The sequence below is a fragment of the Pseudomonas sp. Larv2_ips genome (assembly GCF_963879675.1).
Lineage (GTDB): Bacteria > Pseudomonadota > Gammaproteobacteria > Pseudomonadales > Pseudomonadaceae > Aquipseudomonas.
This window is the reverse complement of the sequence record NZ_CAWOAW010000001.1, coordinates 100,912-120,005: the sequence shown is the minus strand read 5'-3', so window position 1 is coordinate 120,005 and position 19,094 is coordinate 100,912. Positions and strand designations below refer to the sequence as shown.

Sequence of the window (19,094 nt, the reverse complement as noted above, 5' to 3'; positions counted from 1 at the left end):
CTTCGGTTAGCGATGGGCGCTAGGTGCGGCTAGTGCACGGGCGGCGGCGACATCCGCATTGATCGCCGTTTTCAACGCCTCAAGCGAGGCGAAACGCTGCTCTTCACGCAGCTTCTGGTGGAAAACCACCGTCAAACGCCGGTCATACAAATCACCGGCAAAATCCAAAAGGTGAACTTCCAGGTGGGCCTTGCCATCACCTGCAACCGTGGGCCTGACGCCTATGTTGGCGACTCCCGGCCACGATTGGCCGTCGATGTCGACGCTCACCAGGTAAACCCCGGTCAGTGGCACACGACGGCGCTTGAGTTGCACGTTGGCGGTTGGCGTGCCCAGTTGGCGCGCCAGCTTCTGGCCGTGCAGTACCCGCCCGGCAATGCGGAACGGGCGGCCGAGCAAACGCTCGGCCAAGGCGAAGTCGGCAGCGGCCAGCGCATTACGCACCTGGGTACTGCTCACGCGCAGGCCGTCCAGTTCGACGGTTTGCGCGGCTTCGACGGTAAAACCTTGATTCACACCGGCGTGCTGCAGGAAGTCGAAATCCCCGACGCGGTCGCAACCGAAACGGAAGTCATCGCCGACCTCCAGATGCTGTACGCCCAGGCCATCCACCAGGATACGGTCGACGAACTCGGCGGCGCTGAGGCTTTGCAGACGCTGGTTGAAAGCCAGGCAGAGCACACGGTCCACGCCCTCTTCGGCCAGCAGCTGCAGCTTGTCGCGCAAACGCGCCAAGCGCGCCGGCGCCGTTTCCGGGGTAAAGAATTCCCGTGGCTGCGGCTCAAAAATCACCACGCAGCTGGGCACGCCCAACTCGACCGCGCGTTCACGCAGCCGGCCCAGGATAGCCTGGTGGCCACGGTGAACACCGTCAAAGTTGCCAATAGTGGCGACGCAGCCCCGATGCTCGGGGCGCAGGTTGTGGAGACCTCGAACCAGCTGCATAACGCGCTTCTTGCTCATAAAGTGGTCGATTATAACCACACCCGGCCCCGGACGACAGGCAACAGCGCAGGCCAAATGGATCGAATCGATAAAACAATCGTTTTATCGCGGCAAAGTCTCTATCCCAGGGACTTGCGATTGAAATCACGCAGACGAAAGCCTTGCAGCAGCAACATCCCGAAGTACACCACCACGCCGGCAACCACCAAAATGCCCAGACGCATGAAGCGCTCCAGCATATGGCCTTGGTCCCAGGCGGGCATAAAGTGCATCAGGCCCAGCAACACGGCCGACATGGTCGCCACCGCCACGAGCAGCTTGAGGGCGAACATCCCCCAGCCTGGTTGAGGCTGGTACATCTGTTGTTTGCGCAGTTGGTAAAACAACAGGCCGGCATTGATGCAAGCACCAGCGCTGATGGCCAGGGCCAGGCCGGCGTGAGCCAGCGGACCGATGAATACCAGGTTAAGCAGTTGAGTGACGATCAGGGTGAAGATTGCGATCTTGACCGGTGTGCGGATGTTTTGCTGGGCGTAGAACCCCGGCGCCAGCACCTTGATCACAATAATGCCGAGCAGCCCGACGGAGTAGGCGACCAGCGCACGCTGGGTCATCGAGGCGTCAAACGCGCTGAATTGGCCGTATTGAAACAGCGACACGGTCAGCGGTTCGGCCAGGATGCCCAAGGCCAGAGAGCACGGCAGTACCAGCATAAAACACAGGCGCAGGCCCCAATCGAGGATCCGCGAATACTCCTGGCGATCCTTGCTCGCATAGGTGCGCGACAAGGTTGGCAGCAAAATGGTGCCCAGGGCCACACCGAGCACGCCGGACGGCAGCTCCATCAGACGGTCGGCGTAGTACATCCAGGACACTGAGCCTGAAACCAGCAGCGAGGCAAATGCGGTATTGATGATCAGCGAAATCTGACTGACAGAGACCCCGAGGATCGCCGGCAACATATTGCGCATCACGCGCCAGACGCCGGTGTCCTTGAGGTTCAGGCGCGGCAGCACGAGCATGCCGATCTTTTTCAGGTGCGGCAGCTGGTAGAGCAATTGCGCCAGGCCACCGGCCAGTACGGCCCAGCCCAGGGCCATGACCGGCGGGTCGAAGTACGGCGTCAGGAACAGCGCGAAAATAATCATGCTGACGTTCAGCAGCGTTGGCACGAAGGCCGGCACCGAGAAACGGTTCCAGGTGTTGAGGATCGCCCCAGCCAGGGACGACAGGGAAATCAGCAATATATAAGGAAAGGTCACTCGCAGCAGGTCAGTGGTCAGCGCGAATTTTTCCGGGGTATTGGCAAAACCCGGCGCCGTGGCCCAGATCACCCAGGGCGCGGCAAGCATGCCGGCGATGGTGACCAGCATCAGCACCACGGTCAGCAGGCCCGAAACGTACGCGATAAAGGTGCGGGTGGCTTCTTCGCCCTGCTGGGTTTTGTACTCGGCCAGAATTGGCACGAACGCCTGGGAAAATGCTCCCTCGGCGAAGATCCGTCGCAGCAGGTTGGGCAATTTAAAGGCAATAAAGAACGCATCCGTGGCCATGCTGGCGCCAAAAATGCGCGCCAGCAGGGTGTCACGCACGAACCCCAAAACCCGGGAGATCATCGTGATAGAGCTGACGGCAGCCAACGATTTGAGCAGATTCATTGAAAGAGTTTGCGCCTATAGATAAAGAGCAGGCGAACAAAGCGCCCACTTATGCGATACTGCGCGCCTGCAACAGCACAGAGCCAAAGCTCGCGAGTTTACAGGTCAAGCGCCGGAAATAAATCACCCGCCTCTTCAGATCGACCACTCAGCAGTTCGCATCAGCCGCCCTTGACAACCCATCAAGTCATCGGCATGATTCGCGGCCTATTTTGTTTGCTATTTCCTAAAAAGTCTTTCGAGGAGCTCGACGGTGGCCAACACACCTTCCGCCAAAAAACGTGCAAAACAGGCTGAGAAGCGTCGCAGCCACAACGCCAGCCTGCGTTCCATGGTTCGTACCTACATCAAGAATGTAGTTAAAGCCATCGACACCAAAGACGCTGAAAAAGCCCAAGCTGCTTACGTTCTGGCCGTGCCAGTTATCGACCGTATGGCCGATAAAGGCATCATCCACAAGAACAAGGCCGCTCGTCATAAGAGCCGCCTGAATGGCCACATCAAGGCTCTGAACGTCGCTGCAGCAGCCTAAGTGGTAAAAACTGCCACGTAGCCCAGGTTGCGTAACAGTTAAGAAATGCCCCGTACCGAAAGGTGCGGGGCATTTTTGTTTGCTTGCAGAATCACCACAGTTCTCCTTGTGGGAGCGGGCTTGCTCGCGAAGGCGGTGTGTCAGTTAATACATGTGCTGACTGACACACCGCCTTCGCGGGCAAGCCCGCTCCCACATTTGGACTGGGGTACATTTTCAAGGCAAAAAAAACGCCCCGAACCAGTCGGGGCGTTTTTGCTACCTATTGATCAAACCGCAATCAATGGTGATGACCGCCTTCACCGTGAACGTGGCCGTGGGCCACTTCTTCTTGGGAAGCGTCGCGGATGGCAACGATCTTCACTTGGAAGTTCAGGCGCTGGCCAGCCAGAGGGTGGTTACCGTCAACAGTCACGTCATCGCCGTCCAGATCGCGGATGGTGACGATCTGCATTTGGCCGTCCGGTGCGGAAGCGTGGAACTGCATGCCCACTTCCAGCTCGTCAACGCCTTCGAACATGCTGCGGCTCAAAGTGCTGACCAGTTCGGCGGAGTATTCGCCGTAGGCATCTTCAGGTTCTACGGCGACGGTCAGTTCGTCACCGACGTTCTTGCCTTCCAGAGCCTTTTCCAGGCCCGGGATGATGTTACCTGCGCCTTGCAGGTAGACCAGCGGCGCGCCGCCGGCGGAGCTGTCGATGACCTCACCAGCGTCGTTGGTCAGGGTATAGTCGATGGAGACAGCCTTGTTAGCGGCGATCGTCATGGGGCGAGACCTTTTGCATAAGAATGAAGAACGGACAAGTCTAAACAAGGATTTGCCCGAAAGCGAACACAACCCGGACAGACGGGGCCGATCAACGGCATCCTTCATCCTCGGATTCCACCAGGATGACGACCGGCACTGGGTCGCCGAGCTGTCCTGCGGCCACACCCAGCACCTGCGCCACCAACCGCCATGGCAGTCGCGCGCCTGGGTCCTGGATCCTGCGCAACGCCTTGAAAAAATAGGCCAACCCTTTGCGTGTGGCTGGTGTGCGCAAGCGCTCGAATAACGATAACCTTGGCGTCTGATTCCCGGTAGGTGCTCAACCATAGAGCGCCACCGAAGCCATGCAACTCCAGAGAATTCGCATGCAGACTTTTTTTATCGCGCCCACCGATTTTGGTGTGGGTCTGACCTCCATCAGCCTTGGGCTGGTGCGTACCCTTGAACGGGCCGGGCTGAAAGTCGGCTTCTTCAAACCCATTGCCCAACCTCACCCGGGCGACACCGGCCCCGAGCGCTCCACCGAGCTGGTGGCCCGCACCCACGGCCTGAAACCGCCACAACCGCTGGGCCTGGCCCACGTAGAGCGGATGCTCGGCGACGGCCAGCTGGACGAGTTGCTGGAAGAAATCATCACCCTTTACCAGCAAGCCGCCGTGGGCAAGGACGTGCTGATCGTCGAAGGCATGGTGCCAACCCGCAGCGCCAGCTATGCGGCGCGGGTCAATTTGCATCTGGCCAAGAGCCTGGATGCGGAAGTAATCCTGGTCTCGGCGCCGGAAAACGAAGTACTCACCGAACTCTCTGGCCGGGTGGAGCTGCAGGCGCAACTGTTCGGCGGCCCGAAAGACCCGAAAGTGCTGGGCGTGATTCTCAACAAAGTACGCACCGACGAAAGCATGGAAGCGTTCTCGGCGCGCCTCAAAGAGCATTCGCCACTGTTGCGCAGCGGCGACTTCCGCCTGCTCGGCTGCATCCCCTACCAGCCCGAACTCAACGCGCCGCGCACCCGCGACGTGGCCGACCTGATGGGCGCCCAGATCCTGAACGCCGGCGATTACGAAACCCGGCGCATGACCAAAATCATCATCTGCGCGCGCACCATGCGTAACACCGTGGAGCTGCTCAAGCCCGGCGTGCTGGTGGTGACCCCAGGCGACCGCGACGACATCATCCTCGCCGTCAGCCTGGCCGCGATCAACGGCGTGCCGCTGGCCGGCCTGCTGCTGACCAGCGACACCCTGCCCGACCCGCGCATCATGGATCTGTGCCGGGGCGCGTTCCAGGCCGGGCTGCCGGTGTTGTCGGTGAGCACCGGTTCCTACGACACCGCCAACCAACTCAACAGCCTCAACAAAGAAATCCCGATTGATGACCGCGAGCGCGCAGAAATCATCACTGATTTCGTCGCCAGCCACCTCGATGCACGCTGGCTGCACCAACGTTGCGGCACGCCACGGGAGATGCGCCTTTCGCCGGCCGTGTTCCGCTATCAGCTGATCCAGCGCGCCCAGGCCGCTAACAAACGCATCGTGTTGCCCGAAGGCAGCGAGCCGTTGACCGTGCAAGCTGCCGCCATCTGCCAGGCGCGCGGCATTGCCCGTTGCGTGCTGCTGGCCAAACCGGCGGACGTGGAAGCGGTGGCCCGCGCCCACGGCATCGAGCTGCCCGAAGGCCTGGAGATTCTCGACCCGGACCTGATTCGCCAGCGTTATGTCGAACCGATGGTCGCGCTGCGCAAGAGCAAGAGCCTCAACGCGCCAATGGCCGAGCAGCAACTGGAAGACACGGTGGTGATCGCCACCATGATGCTCGCGCTGGACGAAGTGGATGGCCTGGTCTCCGGCGTCATCCACTCCACCGCCAACACCATCCGCCCTGCCCTGCAGCTGATTAAAACGGCGCCGGGCTGCACCCTGGTGTCGTCGGTGTTCTTCATGCTGTTCCCCGAGCAAGTGCTGGTCTACGGCGACTGTGTGATGAACCCACACCCGAGCGCGGCGGAATTGGCGGAAATCGCCTTGCAAAGCGCCGACTCGGCCGCCGCGTTCGGCATTACGCCGCGCGTGGCGATGATCAGCTATTCCAGCGGCGATTCGGCCAGTGGCGAAGAAGTGGAGAAAGTCCGCGAAGCCACCCTGCTCGCCCACGAACAACAAAGCTCGCTGCTGATCGACGGGCCGTTGCAGTACGACGCCGCCGCCAACGAAACTGTGGCCCGGCAGCTGGCGCCCAACAGCCTGGTCGCCGGCAAGGCCACGGTGTTTGTGTTCCCGGACCTGAACACCGGCAACACCACGCACAAGGCCGTGCAACGCAGCGCCGATTGCGTAAGCCTGGGGCCGATGCTGCAAGGCCTGCGCAAACCGGTGAACGACCTGCCGCGCGGCGCTCAGGTCGACGACATCGTGTACACCATCGCCCTGACTGCGATTCAAGCCGCCAACCGACCTATGGATATTTAAATGTTGGATTTTCTACCTGCCGCCGTGCGCGGGGTGATCGCGTCCTTGTTGTTGGCGCTGAACACGATCTTGCTGTGCTCGTTTCTGTTTATCGTCGCGCTGTTCAAGGCGCTGCCATTTGCCAAGCGCTTCAGCGAATGGCTGATGAACCACACCCACGAAGCCTGGGTCACCAATAACAAGGGCTGGATGAACCTGGTACGGCGCACGCGCTGGCACCTGACCGGCCTTGAGGGGCTGGACTACGAGCACTCGTACCTGGTGACCAGTAACCACCAGAGCTGGGTGGACATCATGGTGTTGCAGTACGTGCTCAATCGGCGGATTCGCCCGCTGAAGTTCTTCCTCAAGCAGGAACTGATCTGGGTGCCGGTGATAGGCCTGGCGTGGTGGGCGCTGGGTTTTCCGTTCATGAAGCGCTACACCAAGGCTTACCTCAAGAAGCACCCGGAAAAGAAAGGCAAAGACCTGGAAACCACCCGCAAAACCTGTGCGAAATTTCGCGACAACCCGGTGGGCATTTTCAACTTTGCCGAAGGAACACGTTTTACGCCGGGCAAGCATGCCCAGCAGAAATCTCCATTTCGCTACCTGCTCAAGCCTAAAGCCGGCGGGATTGCGTTTGTGCTGGACGCCATGGGCGAGCAATTGAAGTCACTGGTGAACGTGACTATTCACTACCCTGCCGGGCGCCCAGGCTATTGGGATTTGCTCTGCGGGAATGTGAAGGACGTGGTGGTGCACTTTGAAGAAGTGCAGATTCCGGCCGGGTTTATCGGCAAGAATTATGAGCAGGATGGAGAGTACCGGTTGGCATTTCAGGGCTGGATCAACCAGCTGTGGGAAGACAAGGATGCGCTGCTGGACAAACTGCACACAGACTTCCCAGAGCGCCACTGATCAAAATGTGGGAGCGGGCTTGCTCGCGAATACGGTGGGTCAGCCCCACATGTATTGACTGACACTGCGCGTTCGCGAGCAAGCCCGCTCCCACAGTTGACCGAGTTGTTTTCAAGACTCCATGAAAAAGCCCGCCACCGAGTCATCGGTGGCGGGCTTTTTTGTGGCGGCGAGGGTTTAGATCGCGCCGCGCTGACGCAACAGTTCCAGCACTTGCTTGACGCTGTCTTCCAGCGACAAAGCCTGAGTGTCGATGACCAGGTCGGCATTCAATGGCACATCGTACGGGAAGGACTCGCCAGGGATGTTATCCCCACCCGCCGCGTACAGGCCTTGCGGATCACGCTCGGCGCACACCAGCGGTGACGCTTGCACGTACACGGTGAGCAGGCGGTCGGCACCGATCAGCGCCTTGGCCTGTTCGCGGCCCTCGGCATCCGGGGCAACGAACGCGGCCAAGGTCAGCAGACCGGCTTCGTTGAACTGGCGCGCCACGTGAGCGGCGCGACGCCAGTTTTCAGTACGGCCGATTCGATCCTGCGGCAAGCCTTTGTTCAGGTCGTGACGCAGGTTCTGGCCATCCAGTACAAACACCGCACGGCCCATGTCGAACAGCTTGCGCTCAACCGCGTAGGCCAAGGTGCTCTTGCCCGCGCCCGACAGGCCGCTGAACAACACGGTGGCCGGCTGCTGGCCGAAACGCAGAGCGCGCTCTTCAGTGGCGACGTGAGCAAGGCTGCCGTGTTGCGCCGAACCGCCATGGTTGACCGGCGGCGCGATAATCATGCCTGCGGCCACAGTGCCGTTGGTCAAACGGTCAATGACGATAAACGCACCCGTGGTGCGGTTGCTGTCGTAACCGTCCAGCGCGATGGCGGCATCGAGGCTGACCTTGACCCGGCCAATCTCGTTCAGTTGCAGCGAACTCGCCGGGCCTTCGGCCAGGGTGTTCACGTCCACACGGTGCACGATGCTGGTGATGGAACCCGGCACGTAGCTGGTCGCGCGTTTGATGTCGTATTTCTTGCCCGGCAGCATCGGCTCTTCGGCCATCCACACCAGCATGGCGTCGAAGGCGTCGGTCACTTGCGGCACGTTGTCGGCATGCACCAGCAGGTCGCCACGGGAGATGTCGATCTCGTCTTCCATGGTCAGGGTCACGGCCTGGCCCGGGCCTGCGTGCTCCAGCTCACCCTCGAAGGTGACGATGGATTTGACGCGGCTGCTCTTGCCCGACGGCAGCACCACGACTTCGTCGCCCTTGTGCACAATGCCGCTGGCCAGGGTGCCGGCGAAACCCCGGAAGTTCAGGTTCGGACGGTTGACGTACTGCACCGGGAAACGCAGGTCGGTGTAGTTGCGGTCGTTGGCGATCTCGACGGTTTCGAGAATCTCCATCAGCGACTGGCCGGTGTACCAGGGCGAACGCTCGCTCTTGTTCACCACGTTGTCGCCCTTGAGCGCCGACATCGGCACGAAGGCCAGGGTGCTTGGCTTGAACGCGATACCGTCGGCAAACTTCAGGTAATCGGCCTTGATCTGCTCGAAGATGCTCTGGTCAAAGCCGTTGATGTCCATCTTGTTGATGGCCACCACGATATGTTTGATGCCCAGCAACGAGGCGATGAAGCTGTGGCGACGGGTCTGAGTCTGCACACCATAACGCGCGTCGATCAGAATGATCGCCAGGTCACAGGTGGACGCGCCGGTGGCCATGTTGCGGGTGTACTGCTCATGGCCGGGAGTGTCGGCGATGATGAATTTGCGCTTGGCGGTAGAGAAATAGCGGTAGGCCACGTCGATGGTGATGCCCTGCTCGCGCTCGGCCTGCAGGCCGTCGACCAGCAAGGCCAGGTCGATGTCATCGCCGGTGGTGCCGGATTTCTTCGAATCGCGGGTGATGGCTTCCAGGTGATCTTCGTAGATCATCTTGGAGTCGTGCAGCAGGCGCCCGATCAGGGTGCTCTTGCCGTCGTCGACGTTGCCGCAGGTCAGGAAGCGCAACATTTCCTTGCGCTCGTGCTGGCCCAGGTAGGCGAGGATGTCCTCGCTGATCAAATCAGATTGATGCGACATTGGTGACAGCCCCTTAGAAATAACCCTGACGTTTTTTATCTTCCATCGAGCCTGCGCCATCGTGGTCGATGACACGGCCCTGGCGCTCGGAAGTTCGCGTCAGGAGCATTTCCTGAATGATGTCCGTCAGCGTCTCGGCTTCGGACTCCACCGCGCCCGTCAACGGGTAGCAGCCAAGGGTACGGAAACGTACTTTCTTTTTGACGATTCGGGCTTTGTCTTCGTCGGACAGGTGCTCGAGGATGCGGTCGTCGTCGATCATGATCAACGTGCCGTTCTTTTCGATCACATCGCGCTCGGCGGCGAAGTACAGCGGCACAATCGGAATGCCTTCCAGGTAGATGTACTGCCAGATGTCCAGCTCGGTCCAGTTGGACAGCGGGAACACACGGATCGACTCACCCTTGTTGACGTTGCCGTTGTAGACGTTCCACAGCTCCGGGCGCTGGTTTTTCGGGTCCCAGCGGTGCTTGCTGTCGCGGAACGAGTAAACGCGCTCTTTGGCGCGGGATTTCTCTTCATCGCGACGGGCACCGCCGAAGGCTGCGTCGAAACCATGCTTGTCCAGGGCCTGCTTGAGGCCTTCGGTTTTCATGATGTCGGTGTGCTTGGCGCTGCCGTGGGTGAACGGGTTGATGCCCTGCGCCACGCCGTCCGGGTTGACGTGGGTGATCAGGTCCAGGCCAAGCTCTTCGACCATTTTGTCGCGAAACTTGTACATCTCCTGGAATTTCCAGCGGGTGTCGACGTGCATCACCGGGAACGGCAGCTTGCCCGGAAAGAAGGCCTTGCGCGCCAGGTGCAGCATCACGGCGGAGTCTTTACCGATCGAGTAGAGCATCACCGGGTTGTCGAACTCGGCGGCGACCTCGCGGATGATGTGGATGCTTTCCGCCTCCAGCTGTTTCAGATGCGTCAGTTTGTCGACCATGGCTACTCACGGAAAAACGATCTTATGGACGGCCAGCGGGCCGTGTTCGAGCGGGGCATGCTAGCACAGCACCTTCTTCTATTCAGGGAGCCGGCTAGATCGAAACGGTATATGAATATGCCGCTGGGTTTGGCCCAACTCGGTCGAATGTGGGAGCGGGCTTTTTGTGGGAGCTGGCTTGCCTGCGATACAGGCACCTCGGTCAGTCAGGTAAACGGCGGTGATGCCATCGCAGGCAAGCCAACTCCCACAGGGGCCTGCTGTGAGGCTCAGATCGGGTTGGGGCAATCGATGAACAGATGCTCCAAGGCAAAACGCCGCGCCAGGTAATCGCCCAATGCCTGCACGCCATAGCGCTCAGTGGCGTGGTGGCCTGCGGCGATAAAGCTGATGTCGTTTTCCCGCGCGCTGTGGAAGGTTTGCTCGGATGCCTCGCCGCTCAGGTACAAGTCGACGCCAGCGGCAATCGCGTCGTCGATGTAACCCTGACCGCCGCCCGTGCACCAACCGACGCGGCGGATCATTTCGCTGCCTTCGATCAGCAGCGGCTCACGGCCCATCACATCCTGCACACGGCGAGCAAAGTCGCGAGGCGACAGGGGCTCGGCGAGGGAACCGACCAAGCCGACGATTTTGGGGTTGCTCGGGTCCAGCGGGCCTTCGACGGTAATGTCCAGCTGGCGGGCGAGTTGCACGTTATTGCCCACGTCCGCGTGCAGGTCCAGCGGCAGGTGGTAGGCGAGCAGGCTGATGTCGTGCTTGAGCAGGGTTTTCAGGCGGCGCTGTTTCATGCCGGTGATGCATGGGTTTTCGCCCTTCCAGAAATAACCATGGTGCACCAGCACCAGGTCGGCCTGGGCTTCGACCGCGGCATCCAGCAGCGCCTGGCTTGCGGTCACGCCGCTGACGATGCGCATCACCTGCGGACGGCCCTCGACCTGCAGGCCATTGGGGCAATAATCGGCAATTTTTGCGCTGCCAAGGTAGCGGTCCGCTTCCTCGACGAGGGTGGTAAGGGGGACGGCCATAAAAGACTCCTAAATATCCCGTTCCGAGGCGCTCGCAGCCTCGTATAATGCGCGACATTATGGGCGCTCTCCCGCCCCCTGCAACCTGTCAGGACTTACTTGATGCTCAAGGCACTGCGTTTTTTTGGATGGCCATTGTTGGCTGGCGTGCTGATCGCGATGCTGATTATTCAGCGTTATCCCCAGTGGGTGGGCCTACCCAGCCTTGATGTGAACCTGCAACAGGCTCCGCAAACCAGTTCGGTGGTGCAAGGTCCGGTGACTTATGCGGACGCTGTGGTCATCGCCGCGCCCGCCGTGGTCAACCTGTACACCACCAAGGTCATCAACAAACCGGCGCATCCGCTGTTTGAAGACCCGCAATTTCGCCGCTATTTCGGCGACAACGGCCCCAAGCAGCGCCGCATGGAATCCAGCCTGGGTTCCGGGGTGATCATGAGCCCCGAAGGCTACATCCTCACCAACAACCACGTGACCACGGGTGCCGACCAGATCGTCGTGGCCCTGCGCGACGGGCGCGAAACCCTGGCCCGTGTGGTTGGCAGCGACCCGGAAACCGACCTCGCGGTGCTGAAGATCGATTTGAAAAGCCTGCCTTCGATCACCATCGGCCGCTCTGAAGGGCTGCGCGTCGGTGACGTGGCACTGGCGATCGGCAACCCGTTTGGCGTCGGCCAGACGGTGACCATGGGCATCATCAGCGCCACCGGGCGTAATCAGTTGGGGCTCAACAGCTACGAAGACTTTATCCAGACCGACGCGGCGATCAACCCGGGCAACTCCGGCGGCGCCTTGGTGGATGCCAATGGCAACCTGACCGGCATCAATACGGCGATTTTCTCCAAATCCGGCGGCTCCCAGGGCATCGGTTTTGCGATCCCGGTGAAGCTGGCCATGGAAGTGATGAAGTCGATCATCGAGCACGGCCAGGTGATTCGTGGCTGGCTGGGCATCGAAGTACAGCCGCTGACCAAGGAATTGGCTGAGTCGTTCGGTTTGACCGGACGCCCTGGCATCGTGGTCGCCGGGATCTTCCGCGACGGCCCGGCCCAGAAAGCCGGCCTGCAACTGGGCGATGTGATCCTCAGCATCGATGGCGAACCGGCCGGTGATGGCCGCAAGTCGATGAACCAGGTCGCGCGGATCAAGCCGACCGACAAGGTGGCAATCCAGGTAATGCGCAACGGCAAAGAGATCAAACTGCTGGCAGAAATCGGCCTGCGTCCACCGCCGGCGCCGGTGAAAGAAGAGGAATAACGGGATTGGGAGCCCGTTCGCGGGCTCCTGTAACCTAATATTTCAAAAGAAATCCATTCTCATTAGGCATGTTATATTGTTTCAATATAGACATTGGAACGCTCTATCATGCCGCCTCGTAGATTTACCCCACTGGCTGGTCTGGCCTTGGGATTGCTGCTCGACCCCGCCTACGCCGAAGACAACTACCTCCAAGACAACACCGTCGAACTGGACACCATCAGCGTCACCGGCGACGCCTATGAATCTGCCACGGGCCCTGTCAAAGGCTATCGCGCCACCCGCTCTGCCAGCGCGACCAAAACTGACACGGCCCTGGGTGACATCCCACAATCGATCAGCGTGATTCCCGCCACGGTGCTCAACGACTTGGGCAGCACCAGCGTGGAACGCGCCCTGGAATTTGCCGGCGGCGTGTCCAAGCAAAACAACTTCGGCGGCCTGACGCTTTACGAGTACAGCGTGCGCGGCTTCACTACTTCGCAGTTCTACCAGGATGGTTTCAGCGCCAACCGTGGCTACCCGAGCACGCCAGACGCGGCCAATATCGAGCGCATTGAAGTGCTCAAAGGCCCTGCCGCCAGCCTCTACGGGCGTGGCGATCCCGGCGGCACCGTCAACATCGTCAGCAAAAAACCCCAACCGCAAGCCTTCACCACCGTGCAAACCAGTGCCGGCAGCTGGGACCGCTACCGCCCAGCCCTTGATGTGAACACGCCACTGGACAGTGACGGCCGCATGCTGTCGCGCGTGAACGTGGCGGTGGAAGACAATCACAGCTTTCGCGACCACGTTGACGCCAAGCGCGTATTCGTCGCGCCATCTTTCAGCTGGCGATTGGACCCGGACACCCGCCTGCTTGTGGAAAGCGAGTTCGTGCGCCACAGCTCAACCTTCGACCGTGGCATCGTTGCGCCCCTTGGCATGTCCCGCTCGACCTTCCTCGGCGAGCCCAACGACGGCAACATCCGCAACCACAACAACCGCCTCCAGGCCGCCGTGGAACACCACCTCAACGACGCCTGGCAAGTGCGCCTCGCCAGCCACTACAAACAGGGCAGCCTGTGGGGCGACGCCTCGGAAAGCCGCGCGCTGAATGCCGACGGCCACACCGTCAACCGCCGATATCGCGAACGCTCCACCGGTTGGCATGACAGCATTACCCAGCTCGAACTGCGCGGCCTGTTCGACATCGGCAGTTGGCAGCATGAACTGCTGATCGGCAGCGAATACGAGGATTACCGCAAAAAAGAACGCGTGACGGCGATTGCCGGCAGCCTCTACCCCATCGACATCTATAAACCGATCTATGGCCAGGCCAAACCCAACGGCGCGCGCTCCGGCACCGACGTCTTCGAACAGGTGAAGAGCCAGGCACTGAACCTGCAGGACCAGATCGTCTTCACCGACCGCCTGCGCGGCATGCTCGGTGCGCGCTTCGAACACGTCGAACAAAGCACCGATGACTTCACCCGCAACCACGCCAAGAGCCGGCAAACCCATGATGCCCTGACCCAGCGCGCCGGCTTGCTCTACCAACTCACGCCGCAAGTCGGCGTGTTCGCCAACGCGTCAACGTCGTTCAAACCGAACAACGGCCTGGATGCCGGCGGTAAATCCTTCGAGCCAGAAGAAGGCGTCGGTTATGAAATTGGGCTCAAGAGCGAGCTGTTCGACGATCGCCTGAGCACCACCCTCGCCGCCTTCCACATTGAAAAGAAAAATGTCCTCGCCCTCGACCCCGCCACCGATACACAGCGCGCCATGGGCAAGGCGCGCAGCCAGGGTGTTGACCTGCAACTGAGTGGGCAAGTGACCGACGCCGTACGCGTCATCGGCGCCTTCGCCTACATCGACGCCGAAGTGACCAAGGGTGACAAAGCCATCCCTACCGGCAGCCGAATTCTCGGCGTGGCCAAGCGCAGCGCCAGCCTGCTGGGCGTGTATGAATTCCAGAATGGCGTGTTGCGCGGCTCGGACCTGGGCGCAGCGTTCACCTACGTCGGTGACCGCTCCGGCGAGGCTGGCAGCCGTTTCGAACTGCCTGCTTACCACACCGTCGACCTGCTGGCGCATTACAAAGCCAGCGAGAGCGTCACCGTGGGCCTGAACCTCAACAACCTATTCGACGAAAAGTACTACGAGCGCTCCTACAGCAATTACTGGGTCACGCCCGGTGAGCCGCGCAACGTCACCGTCAGCCTGACCCTCAACCTGTAAAAGGACGCTCCCATGCAAGCCTTAAAATCCCTGGCCGTGCTCGGCCTGCTGTGTGCCAGCCAAGTTTCTGCCCACGGCCTGTGGACCGAACAGCGGCGCGGCAATATCGAAGTGATCTACGGCCACGGCGCCGAGGACAACGCCTTCAAGGCCGAGAAAATCAGCGGCGCCTGGGCGTATGACGCCAGCGCTAAGATGATTCCGGTCACCGTAGAACGCCTTGCCGACCACGCGCGCCTCAAGCCGCTCAAATCGCCCGCCGTTTTAGCCGTGGCGTTGGATAACGGCATGTGGTCGCAAACGCCGGACAAGAAGTGGATCAACCAGGGCCGCAGCCATGTGCCGGGAGCGATTGCATCGACCCAGACCTTCAAATACAGCCTGGCGATTTATCAGCCGGGGGCAAAGTTGCCGAAGCTGGATCAGATCAAGCTGCTGATCCTGCCTGAAGTGGACCCGCTGACGGTAGGACCTGGCCGGTCACTGCCGGTACGGGTGCTGTTGGATGGCAAGCCTGCGGCGGGGATCAAGCTGGTGGGCGACTATCGCAATGCGCCGAACACCTTGAGCACCGAGACCGGCAAAGATGGTCGCGCCCAGGTGCTGGTGCGTAACGAAGGGTTGAATGTGATCGCGGCGCAGGTGGAGATCCCGCTCAAGGACAATGCCGATGTGGCGACGCGCGGGCTGTTCAGTTCGCTGACGTTCCTGGGTGAGCCGCATCACGAATAAGCCCTACAAAACCCTGTGGGAGCAGGCTCGCTCGCGAAGGCGGTGGCACAGTCAATACAGTCGTTGACTGACAATGCGCATTCGCGGGCAAGCCCGCTCCCACAGTTGATCTCTATCGTTTCGACAATCTGATCACAGGGCCAAGGGCGCTCTTTCACACAACGTGTTCAGCGCCGCCGCCCACTGCGGGTCATCATTGAGGCACGGCACCAACACCAACTCCTCGCCGCCTGCTTCGCGGAACTGCTCCAACCCACGATCCCCAATCTCTTCCAGCGTCTCAATGCAATCGGCAACAAACGCCGGGCACATCACCAGCAGCTTTTTCACGCCTTGCTGGGCCAGGGCTTCCAGGCGGGCTTCGGTGTAGGGTTCGATCCATTTGGCCCGACCCAGGCGCGACTGGAATGCCACCGACCACTTGCCATCCGGCAGGCCCATGCGCGCGGCAAATTCCCGTGCAACGCTGAAGCATTGCGCGCGATAGCAGGTGGCAAGCACCTCGGGCGACGCGTTCTGGCAGCAGTTTGCATCCTTGAAACAATGCCCGCCGGTGGGGTCGAGCTTTTTCAGATGACGCTCGGGCAGGCCGTGAAAACTCAGGAGCAAATGATCGTAATCCTGCTCGACGTACGGCCGGGCGCTCGCAACCAGTGCCTCGAGGTATTCCGGCTGATCGTAAAAGGGCTGCAGGATCGAAAACTGCACGTTGAGCTTTTTGTCGCGCACCACACGCTTGGCTTCTTCAATCACGGTGGTCACGGTGCTGTCGGCAAACTGCGGGTACAACGGCGCCAGGGTGACTTTCTTGATCCCCTGGGCAGCCAGGCGCGTCAGCGTCGTTTCAAGCGACGGTTCGCCATAACGCATCGCCAGCTCCACCGGGCCCTGCGTCCACTGCGCGGTCATTTGCTGCTGCAAACGCCGACTCAGGACTACCAGCGGTGAACCCTCGTCCCACCAGATCGACGCGTAGGCATGCGCCGACTGCTCGGGGCGCTTGATCAGGATCAGCGACACCAGCAACCGCCGCACCGGCCACGGCAGGTCGATCACGTAAGGGTCCATCAGGAACTGATTGAGGTAGCTGCGCACATCGGCCACCGAGGTGGAGGCCGGTGAACCCAGGTTGACCAGTAACAACGCGTGATCCGTCATGCAACATCCTATCTCTAGAGGCGGCTGGACAAGTCTTCCAGGGCCGCGTGCAACTCAGTGAACTGAAAAGTGAAGCCGGCCGCCAACAGCCGTTCGGGCACAGCTTTTTGCCCGCCGAGCAACAACCCGGACAACTCACCCAGCCCGACCTTCAATGCAAACGCCGGCATCGGCATGAACGCGGGACGGTGCAGCACCTGGCCCAGGGTCTTGGCGAATTCGCGGTTGCGCACCGGGTGTGGCGCGCAGGCATTATAAGGACCGCTGGCGTCCGCCTTGTGCAGAAGAAAATCAATCAGGGCGATTTGATCTTTGATATGAACCCACGGCATCCACTGCCGACCATCGCCGATCGGCCCGCCCAGCGCCAGCTTGAACGGCAGCAACAGCCGCGACAAAAAGCCGCCCTTCGCCGCCAGCACGAGGCCGGTGCGCACCAGCACCACGCGGATGCCCATGGCTTCGGCGCGCAGGGCCGTTTCTTCCCAGGCGATACACAGCTGGCTCGGGAAGTCGTCCTGCACCGGGCCGCTGGCCTCGGTCAATTCGCGCTCGCCGCCGTCGCCGTACCAACCGACCGCCGAACCGGAAATCAGCACCTGAGGTTTTTGCGCCTGGCCTTCCATCCACGCCAACAGCGTTTCGGTGAGACTGATGCGGCTGCTCCACAACAAGGCCTTGCGCTTTTTGGTCCAGGGCCGATCAGCAATGGGCGCGCCGGCTAGATTGACCACCGCATCCACGCGGCCGATCACGTCTTGCAAGCGGCCAACGCCCAACACTTGCGCACCGCACCACTTGGCAACGGTGTCCGGTTCACGGCTCCAAACGGTCAAGCGATGCCCTTGGGCAAGCCAGCGTTGGCACAGCTGGCGACCGATCAAGCCGGTACCGCCGGTCAGCAAAATATGCATGGGACACTCCTCATGTAACGTTCGCCGCCGATAACTGGTCTATTTTATAAGCAGGGATCAATTGCAATCGGGCGTGGCTCTTGGTTGAGCCTTAGCTTTAACCATAGGCCACGCCGTAAGAACAGGTACGCCAAAACTTATACCAAAAAACAATATTGTACAGCTATTGGTGTCGGCGTAGTCTGTACCCAACGGTAAAACGAGGCCTCCCATGACTGTTCCCATCGCGATCATCGGCACCGGCATCGCCGGTCTCTCCGCCGCCCGAGCGTTACGAGACGCGGGGCACGCTGTACAACTCTTCGATAAAAGCCGCGGCAGCGGCGGCCGCATGTCCAGCAAGCGCAGCGACGCCGGCGCGTTGGACATGGGTGCGCAATACTTCACAGCCCGCGACCGGCGCTTCGTCAACGAAGTGCAACGCTGGCAAAGCAACGGCTGGGCCGAGCAGTGGAAACCCCAGCTGTACAACTTCAAGTCCGGTCAGCTCACGCCCTCTCCCGACGAGCAAATCCGCTGGGTCGGTACGCCGCGCATGAGTGCTATCACCCGTGCGCTGCTGGATGACTTGCCGGTGGAATTCGGTTGCCGCATCACCGAAGTGTTCCAAGGCAAACAGCACTGGAACCTGCTGGACGCCGACGGCGGCAATCACGGCCCGTTCAGTCACGTCGTGATTGCCACGCCGGCGCCCCAGGCCACCGCGCTGCTCGCCGCCGCGCCGAAGCTGGCGGGTGCCGCTGCGGGTGTGAAAATGGACCCGACCTGGGCCATCGCGCTGGCTTTCGATAAACCTCTGGATACACCAATGGAAGGCTGTTTCGTCCAGGACAGCCCGCTTGACTGGCTCGCGCGCAACCGCAGCAAACCGGGGCGCGATACCGCCCTCGACACGTGGGTCCTGCACGCCACCAGCGCGTGGAGCAAGGCGCACCTGGATTTGCCCAAAGAAGCCGTGATCGAACACCTGCACGGCGCCTTCGCAGAGCTGCTGCACAGTGCCATGCCCGCGCCTTCTTTCAGCCTGGCGCATCGCTGGCTGTACGCGCGACCCTCCAGCGCGCATGAATTCGGGGTCCTGGCCGATGCTGACCTGGGCTTGTATGTGTGCGGCGACTGGTGCCTGTCCGGCCGGGTCGAAGGCGCTTGGCTCAGCGGCCAGGAAGCGGCGCGACGTTTGATCGAGCACTTGCAATGAACCGCATCAATCCCGCCAAACTGCTGCTGTCGAAGTGGACAGCAGCTCGTCCTCGCAACAAGGAGAAACACTTCTTGGTCACAGAATTGTTCCGTGACGAGGAAGGCACTGTGCTGGAAATCGAGCTGCAAGCCGTCATGACTCTCCGTGCTGAACGCCTGGCCTGGCAAACGTTGCAAAATGCCGAAGACTGGCGAATTGGCTGGAAGTAGTTCGCCTGAAAATACTTGTACAAAATATTTGACTTGTACAGCATCAAACCTATGATGAGATTTAGTTGTACAGACTCAAGAGTTTGTACAGGAATCTCG

General features: G+C 60.7%; 17 protein-coding genes. 9 read left to right on the top strand and 8 right to left on the bottom strand.

The window, feature by feature from the left end:
- Nucleotides 1-6: 6 nt before the first annotated feature.
- Nucleotides 7-945, bottom strand: a complete 939-nt coding sequence (ribF, locus tag AACV02_RS00555; RefSeq protein ID WP_064450635.1) for a bifunctional riboflavin kinase/FAD synthetase — start codon at nt 943-945, stop codon at nt 7-9.
- A 119-nt stretch (nt 946-1,064) separates the two neighbouring features.
- Nucleotides 1,065-2,603, bottom strand: a complete 1,539-nt coding sequence (murJ, locus tag AACV02_RS00550) for a murein biosynthesis integral membrane protein MurJ (protein WP_119736503.1) — start codon at nt 2,601-2,603, stop codon at nt 1,065-1,067.
- A 253-nt stretch (nt 2,604-2,856) separates the two neighbouring features.
- Here murJ and rpsT point away from each other — a divergent pair, with 253 nt between their 5' ends.
- The gene (rpsT, locus tag AACV02_RS00545) at nt 2,857-3,135 is read left to right on the top strand and encodes a 30S ribosomal protein S20 (RefSeq protein ID WP_003171647.1); all 279 of its coding nucleotides are present in this window, start codon (nt 2,857-2,859) and stop codon (nt 3,133-3,135) included.
- A 280-nt stretch (nt 3,136-3,415) separates the two neighbouring features.
- On the opposite strand, the gene AACV02_RS00540 is transcribed toward rpsT, so the two are convergent.
- Complete coding sequence (locus AACV02_RS00540; protein WP_003188398.1) at nt 3,416-3,901, bottom strand: FKBP-type peptidyl-prolyl cis-trans isomerase; 486 nt, start codon at nt 3,899-3,901, stop codon at nt 3,416-3,418.
- On the opposite strand from AACV02_RS00540, the gene AACV02_RS00535 reads away from it, so the two are divergent.
- The 3 genes from AACV02_RS00535 to AACV02_RS00525 all read left to right on the top strand — a co-directional run bounded on the left by AACV02_RS00535 (nt 3,900) and on the right by AACV02_RS00525 (nt 7,269).
- The gene (locus AACV02_RS00535; protein ID WP_106578584.1) at nt 3,900-4,190 is read left to right on the top strand and encodes a DUF3565 domain-containing protein; all 291 of its coding nucleotides are present in this window, start codon (nt 3,900-3,902) and stop codon (nt 4,188-4,190) included. The two genes, AACV02_RS00540 and AACV02_RS00535, sit on opposite strands and share 2 nt — an antisense overlap.
- 79 nt (nt 4,191-4,269) lie before the next feature.
- The gene (gene pta / locus AACV02_RS00530; RefSeq protein WP_106578583.1) at nt 4,270-6,369 is read left to right on the top strand and encodes a phosphate acetyltransferase; all 2,100 of its coding nucleotides are present in this window, start codon (nt 4,270-4,272) and stop codon (nt 6,367-6,369) included.
- Nucleotides 6,370-7,269, top strand: a complete 900-nt coding sequence (locus AACV02_RS00525; protein WP_119736501.1) for an acyltransferase — start codon at nt 6,370-6,372, stop codon at nt 7,267-7,269.
- Between the two features lie 177 nt (nt 7,270-7,446).
- Here AACV02_RS00525 and cysN read toward each other — a convergent pair whose 3' ends face one another.
- The 3 genes from cysN to AACV02_RS00510 form a co-directional block, all read right to left on the bottom strand.
- A complete protein-coding gene (gene cysN, locus AACV02_RS00520; RefSeq protein ID WP_106578581.1) occupies nt 7,447-9,345 on the bottom strand; it encodes a sulfate adenylyltransferase subunit CysN in 1,899 nt (632 codons plus the stop codon).
- Between the two features lie 13 nt (nt 9,346-9,358).
- Nucleotides 9,359-10,276, bottom strand: a complete 918-nt coding sequence (gene cysD, locus AACV02_RS00515) for a sulfate adenylyltransferase subunit CysD (protein ID WP_017137614.1) — start codon at nt 10,274-10,276, stop codon at nt 9,359-9,361.
- A 269-nt stretch (nt 10,277-10,545) separates the two neighbouring features.
- The gene (locus tag AACV02_RS00510) at nt 10,546-11,304 is read right to left on the bottom strand and encodes a Nif3-like dinuclear metal center hexameric protein (RefSeq protein ID WP_119736499.1); all 759 of its coding nucleotides are present in this window, start codon (nt 11,302-11,304) and stop codon (nt 10,546-10,548) included.
- Nucleotides 11,305-11,406: 102 nt separating this feature from the next.
- Here AACV02_RS00510 and algW point away from each other — a divergent pair, with 102 nt between their 5' ends.
- The 3 genes from algW (at nt 11,407) to AACV02_RS00495 (ending at nt 15,513) form a co-directional block, all read left to right on the top strand.
- Nucleotides 11,407-12,561: a Do family serine endopeptidase AlgW gene (gene algW / locus AACV02_RS00505; protein ID WP_106578579.1), complete on the top strand. Its 1,155-nt coding sequence runs from the start codon at nt 11,407-11,409 to the stop codon at nt 12,559-12,561.
- Nucleotides 12,562-12,669: 108 nt separating this feature from the next.
- Nucleotides 12,670-14,781 (top strand): TonB-dependent siderophore receptor, encoded by a 2,112-nt coding sequence (locus AACV02_RS00500; protein ID WP_119736497.1) that lies wholly within the window; start codon nt 12,670-12,672, stop codon nt 14,779-14,781.
- 12 nt (nt 14,782-14,793) lie between these two features.
- The gene (locus tag AACV02_RS00495; RefSeq protein WP_119736494.1) at nt 14,794-15,513 is read left to right on the top strand and encodes a DUF4198 domain-containing protein; all 720 of its coding nucleotides are present in this window, start codon (nt 14,794-14,796) and stop codon (nt 15,511-15,513) included.
- Nucleotides 15,514-15,645: 132 nt separating this feature from the next.
- On the opposite strand, the gene hemH is transcribed toward AACV02_RS00495, so the two are convergent.
- Nucleotides 15,646-16,671 (bottom strand): ferrochelatase, encoded by a 1,026-nt coding sequence (gene hemH / locus AACV02_RS00490; protein WP_106578576.1) that lies wholly within the window; start codon nt 16,669-16,671, stop codon nt 15,646-15,648.
- Between the two features lie 14 nt (nt 16,672-16,685).
- Nucleotides 16,686-17,585 (bottom strand): TIGR01777 family oxidoreductase, encoded by a 900-nt coding sequence (locus AACV02_RS00485; protein ID WP_119736492.1) that lies wholly within the window; start codon nt 17,583-17,585, stop codon nt 16,686-16,688.
- Nucleotides 17,586-17,796: 211 nt separating this feature from the next.
- On the opposite strand from AACV02_RS00485, the gene AACV02_RS00480 reads away from it, so the two are divergent.
- On the top strand, nt 17,797-18,783 hold the full coding sequence (locus tag AACV02_RS00480; protein ID WP_119736490.1) for an NAD(P)/FAD-dependent oxidoreductase: 987 nt from the start codon (nt 17,797-17,799) through the stop codon (nt 18,781-18,783).
- Nucleotides 18,780-18,995, top strand: a complete 216-nt coding sequence (locus AACV02_RS00475; protein WP_119736488.1) for a TIGR02450 family Trp-rich protein — start codon at nt 18,780-18,782, stop codon at nt 18,993-18,995. The genes AACV02_RS00480 and AACV02_RS00475 overlap by 4 nt, the downstream gene beginning before the upstream one ends.
- Nucleotides 18,996-19,094: the final 99 nt, after the last annotated feature.

Excerpts from the sequence above, each read along its gene's own strand:
- AACV02_RS00535 (WP_106578584.1), top strand. The coding sequence starts at position 3,900 with ATGGGGCGAGACCTTTTGCATAAGAATGAAGAACGGACAAGTCTAAAC.
- cysN (WP_106578581.1), bottom strand. The coding sequence starts at position 9,345 with ATGTCGCATCAATCTGATTTGATCAGCGAGGACATCCTCGCCTACCTG.
- AACV02_RS00510 (WP_119736499.1), bottom strand. The coding sequence starts at position 11,304 with ATGGCCGTCCCCCTTACCACCCTCGTCGAGGAAGCGGACCGCTACCTT.
- AACV02_RS00475 (WP_119736488.1), top strand. The coding sequence starts at position 18,780 with ATGAACCGCATCAATCCCGCCAAACTGCTGCTGTCGAAGTGGACAGCA.
- algW (WP_106578579.1), top strand. The coding sequence starts at position 11,407 with ATGCTCAAGGCACTGCGTTTTTTTGGATGGCCATTGTTGGCTGGCGTG.
- AACV02_RS00485 (WP_119736492.1), bottom strand. The coding sequence starts at position 17,585 with ATGCATATTTTGCTGACCGGCGGTACCGGCTTGATCGGTCGCCAGCTG.
- murJ (WP_119736503.1), bottom strand. The coding sequence starts at position 2,603 with ATGAATCTGCTCAAATCGTTGGCTGCCGTCAGCTCTATCACGATGATC.
- AACV02_RS00480 (WP_119736490.1), top strand. The coding sequence starts at position 17,797 with ATGACTGTTCCCATCGCGATCATCGGCACCGGCATCGCCGGTCTCTCC.
- cysD (WP_017137614.1), bottom strand. The coding sequence starts at position 10,276 with ATGGTCGACAAACTGACGCATCTGAAACAGCTGGAGGCGGAAAGCATC.
- ribF (WP_064450635.1), bottom strand. The coding sequence starts at position 945 with ATGCAGCTGGTTCGAGGTCTCCACAACCTGCGCCCCGAGCATCGGGGC.
- AACV02_RS00525 (WP_119736501.1), top strand. The coding sequence starts at position 6,370 with ATGTTGGATTTTCTACCTGCCGCCGTGCGCGGGGTGATCGCGTCCTTG.
- AACV02_RS00495 (WP_119736494.1), top strand. The coding sequence starts at position 14,794 with ATGCAAGCCTTAAAATCCCTGGCCGTGCTCGGCCTGCTGTGTGCCAGC.
- AACV02_RS00540 (WP_003188398.1), bottom strand. The coding sequence starts at position 3,901 with ATGACGATCGCCGCTAACAAGGCTGTCTCCATCGACTATACCCTGACC.
- AACV02_RS00500 (WP_119736497.1), top strand. The coding sequence starts at position 12,670 with ATGCCGCCTCGTAGATTTACCCCACTGGCTGGTCTGGCCTTGGGATTG.
- hemH (WP_106578576.1), bottom strand. The coding sequence starts at position 16,671 with ATGACGGATCACGCGTTGTTACTGGTCAACCTGGGTTCACCGGCCTCC.
- pta (WP_106578583.1), top strand. The coding sequence starts at position 4,270 with ATGCAGACTTTTTTTATCGCGCCCACCGATTTTGGTGTGGGTCTGACC.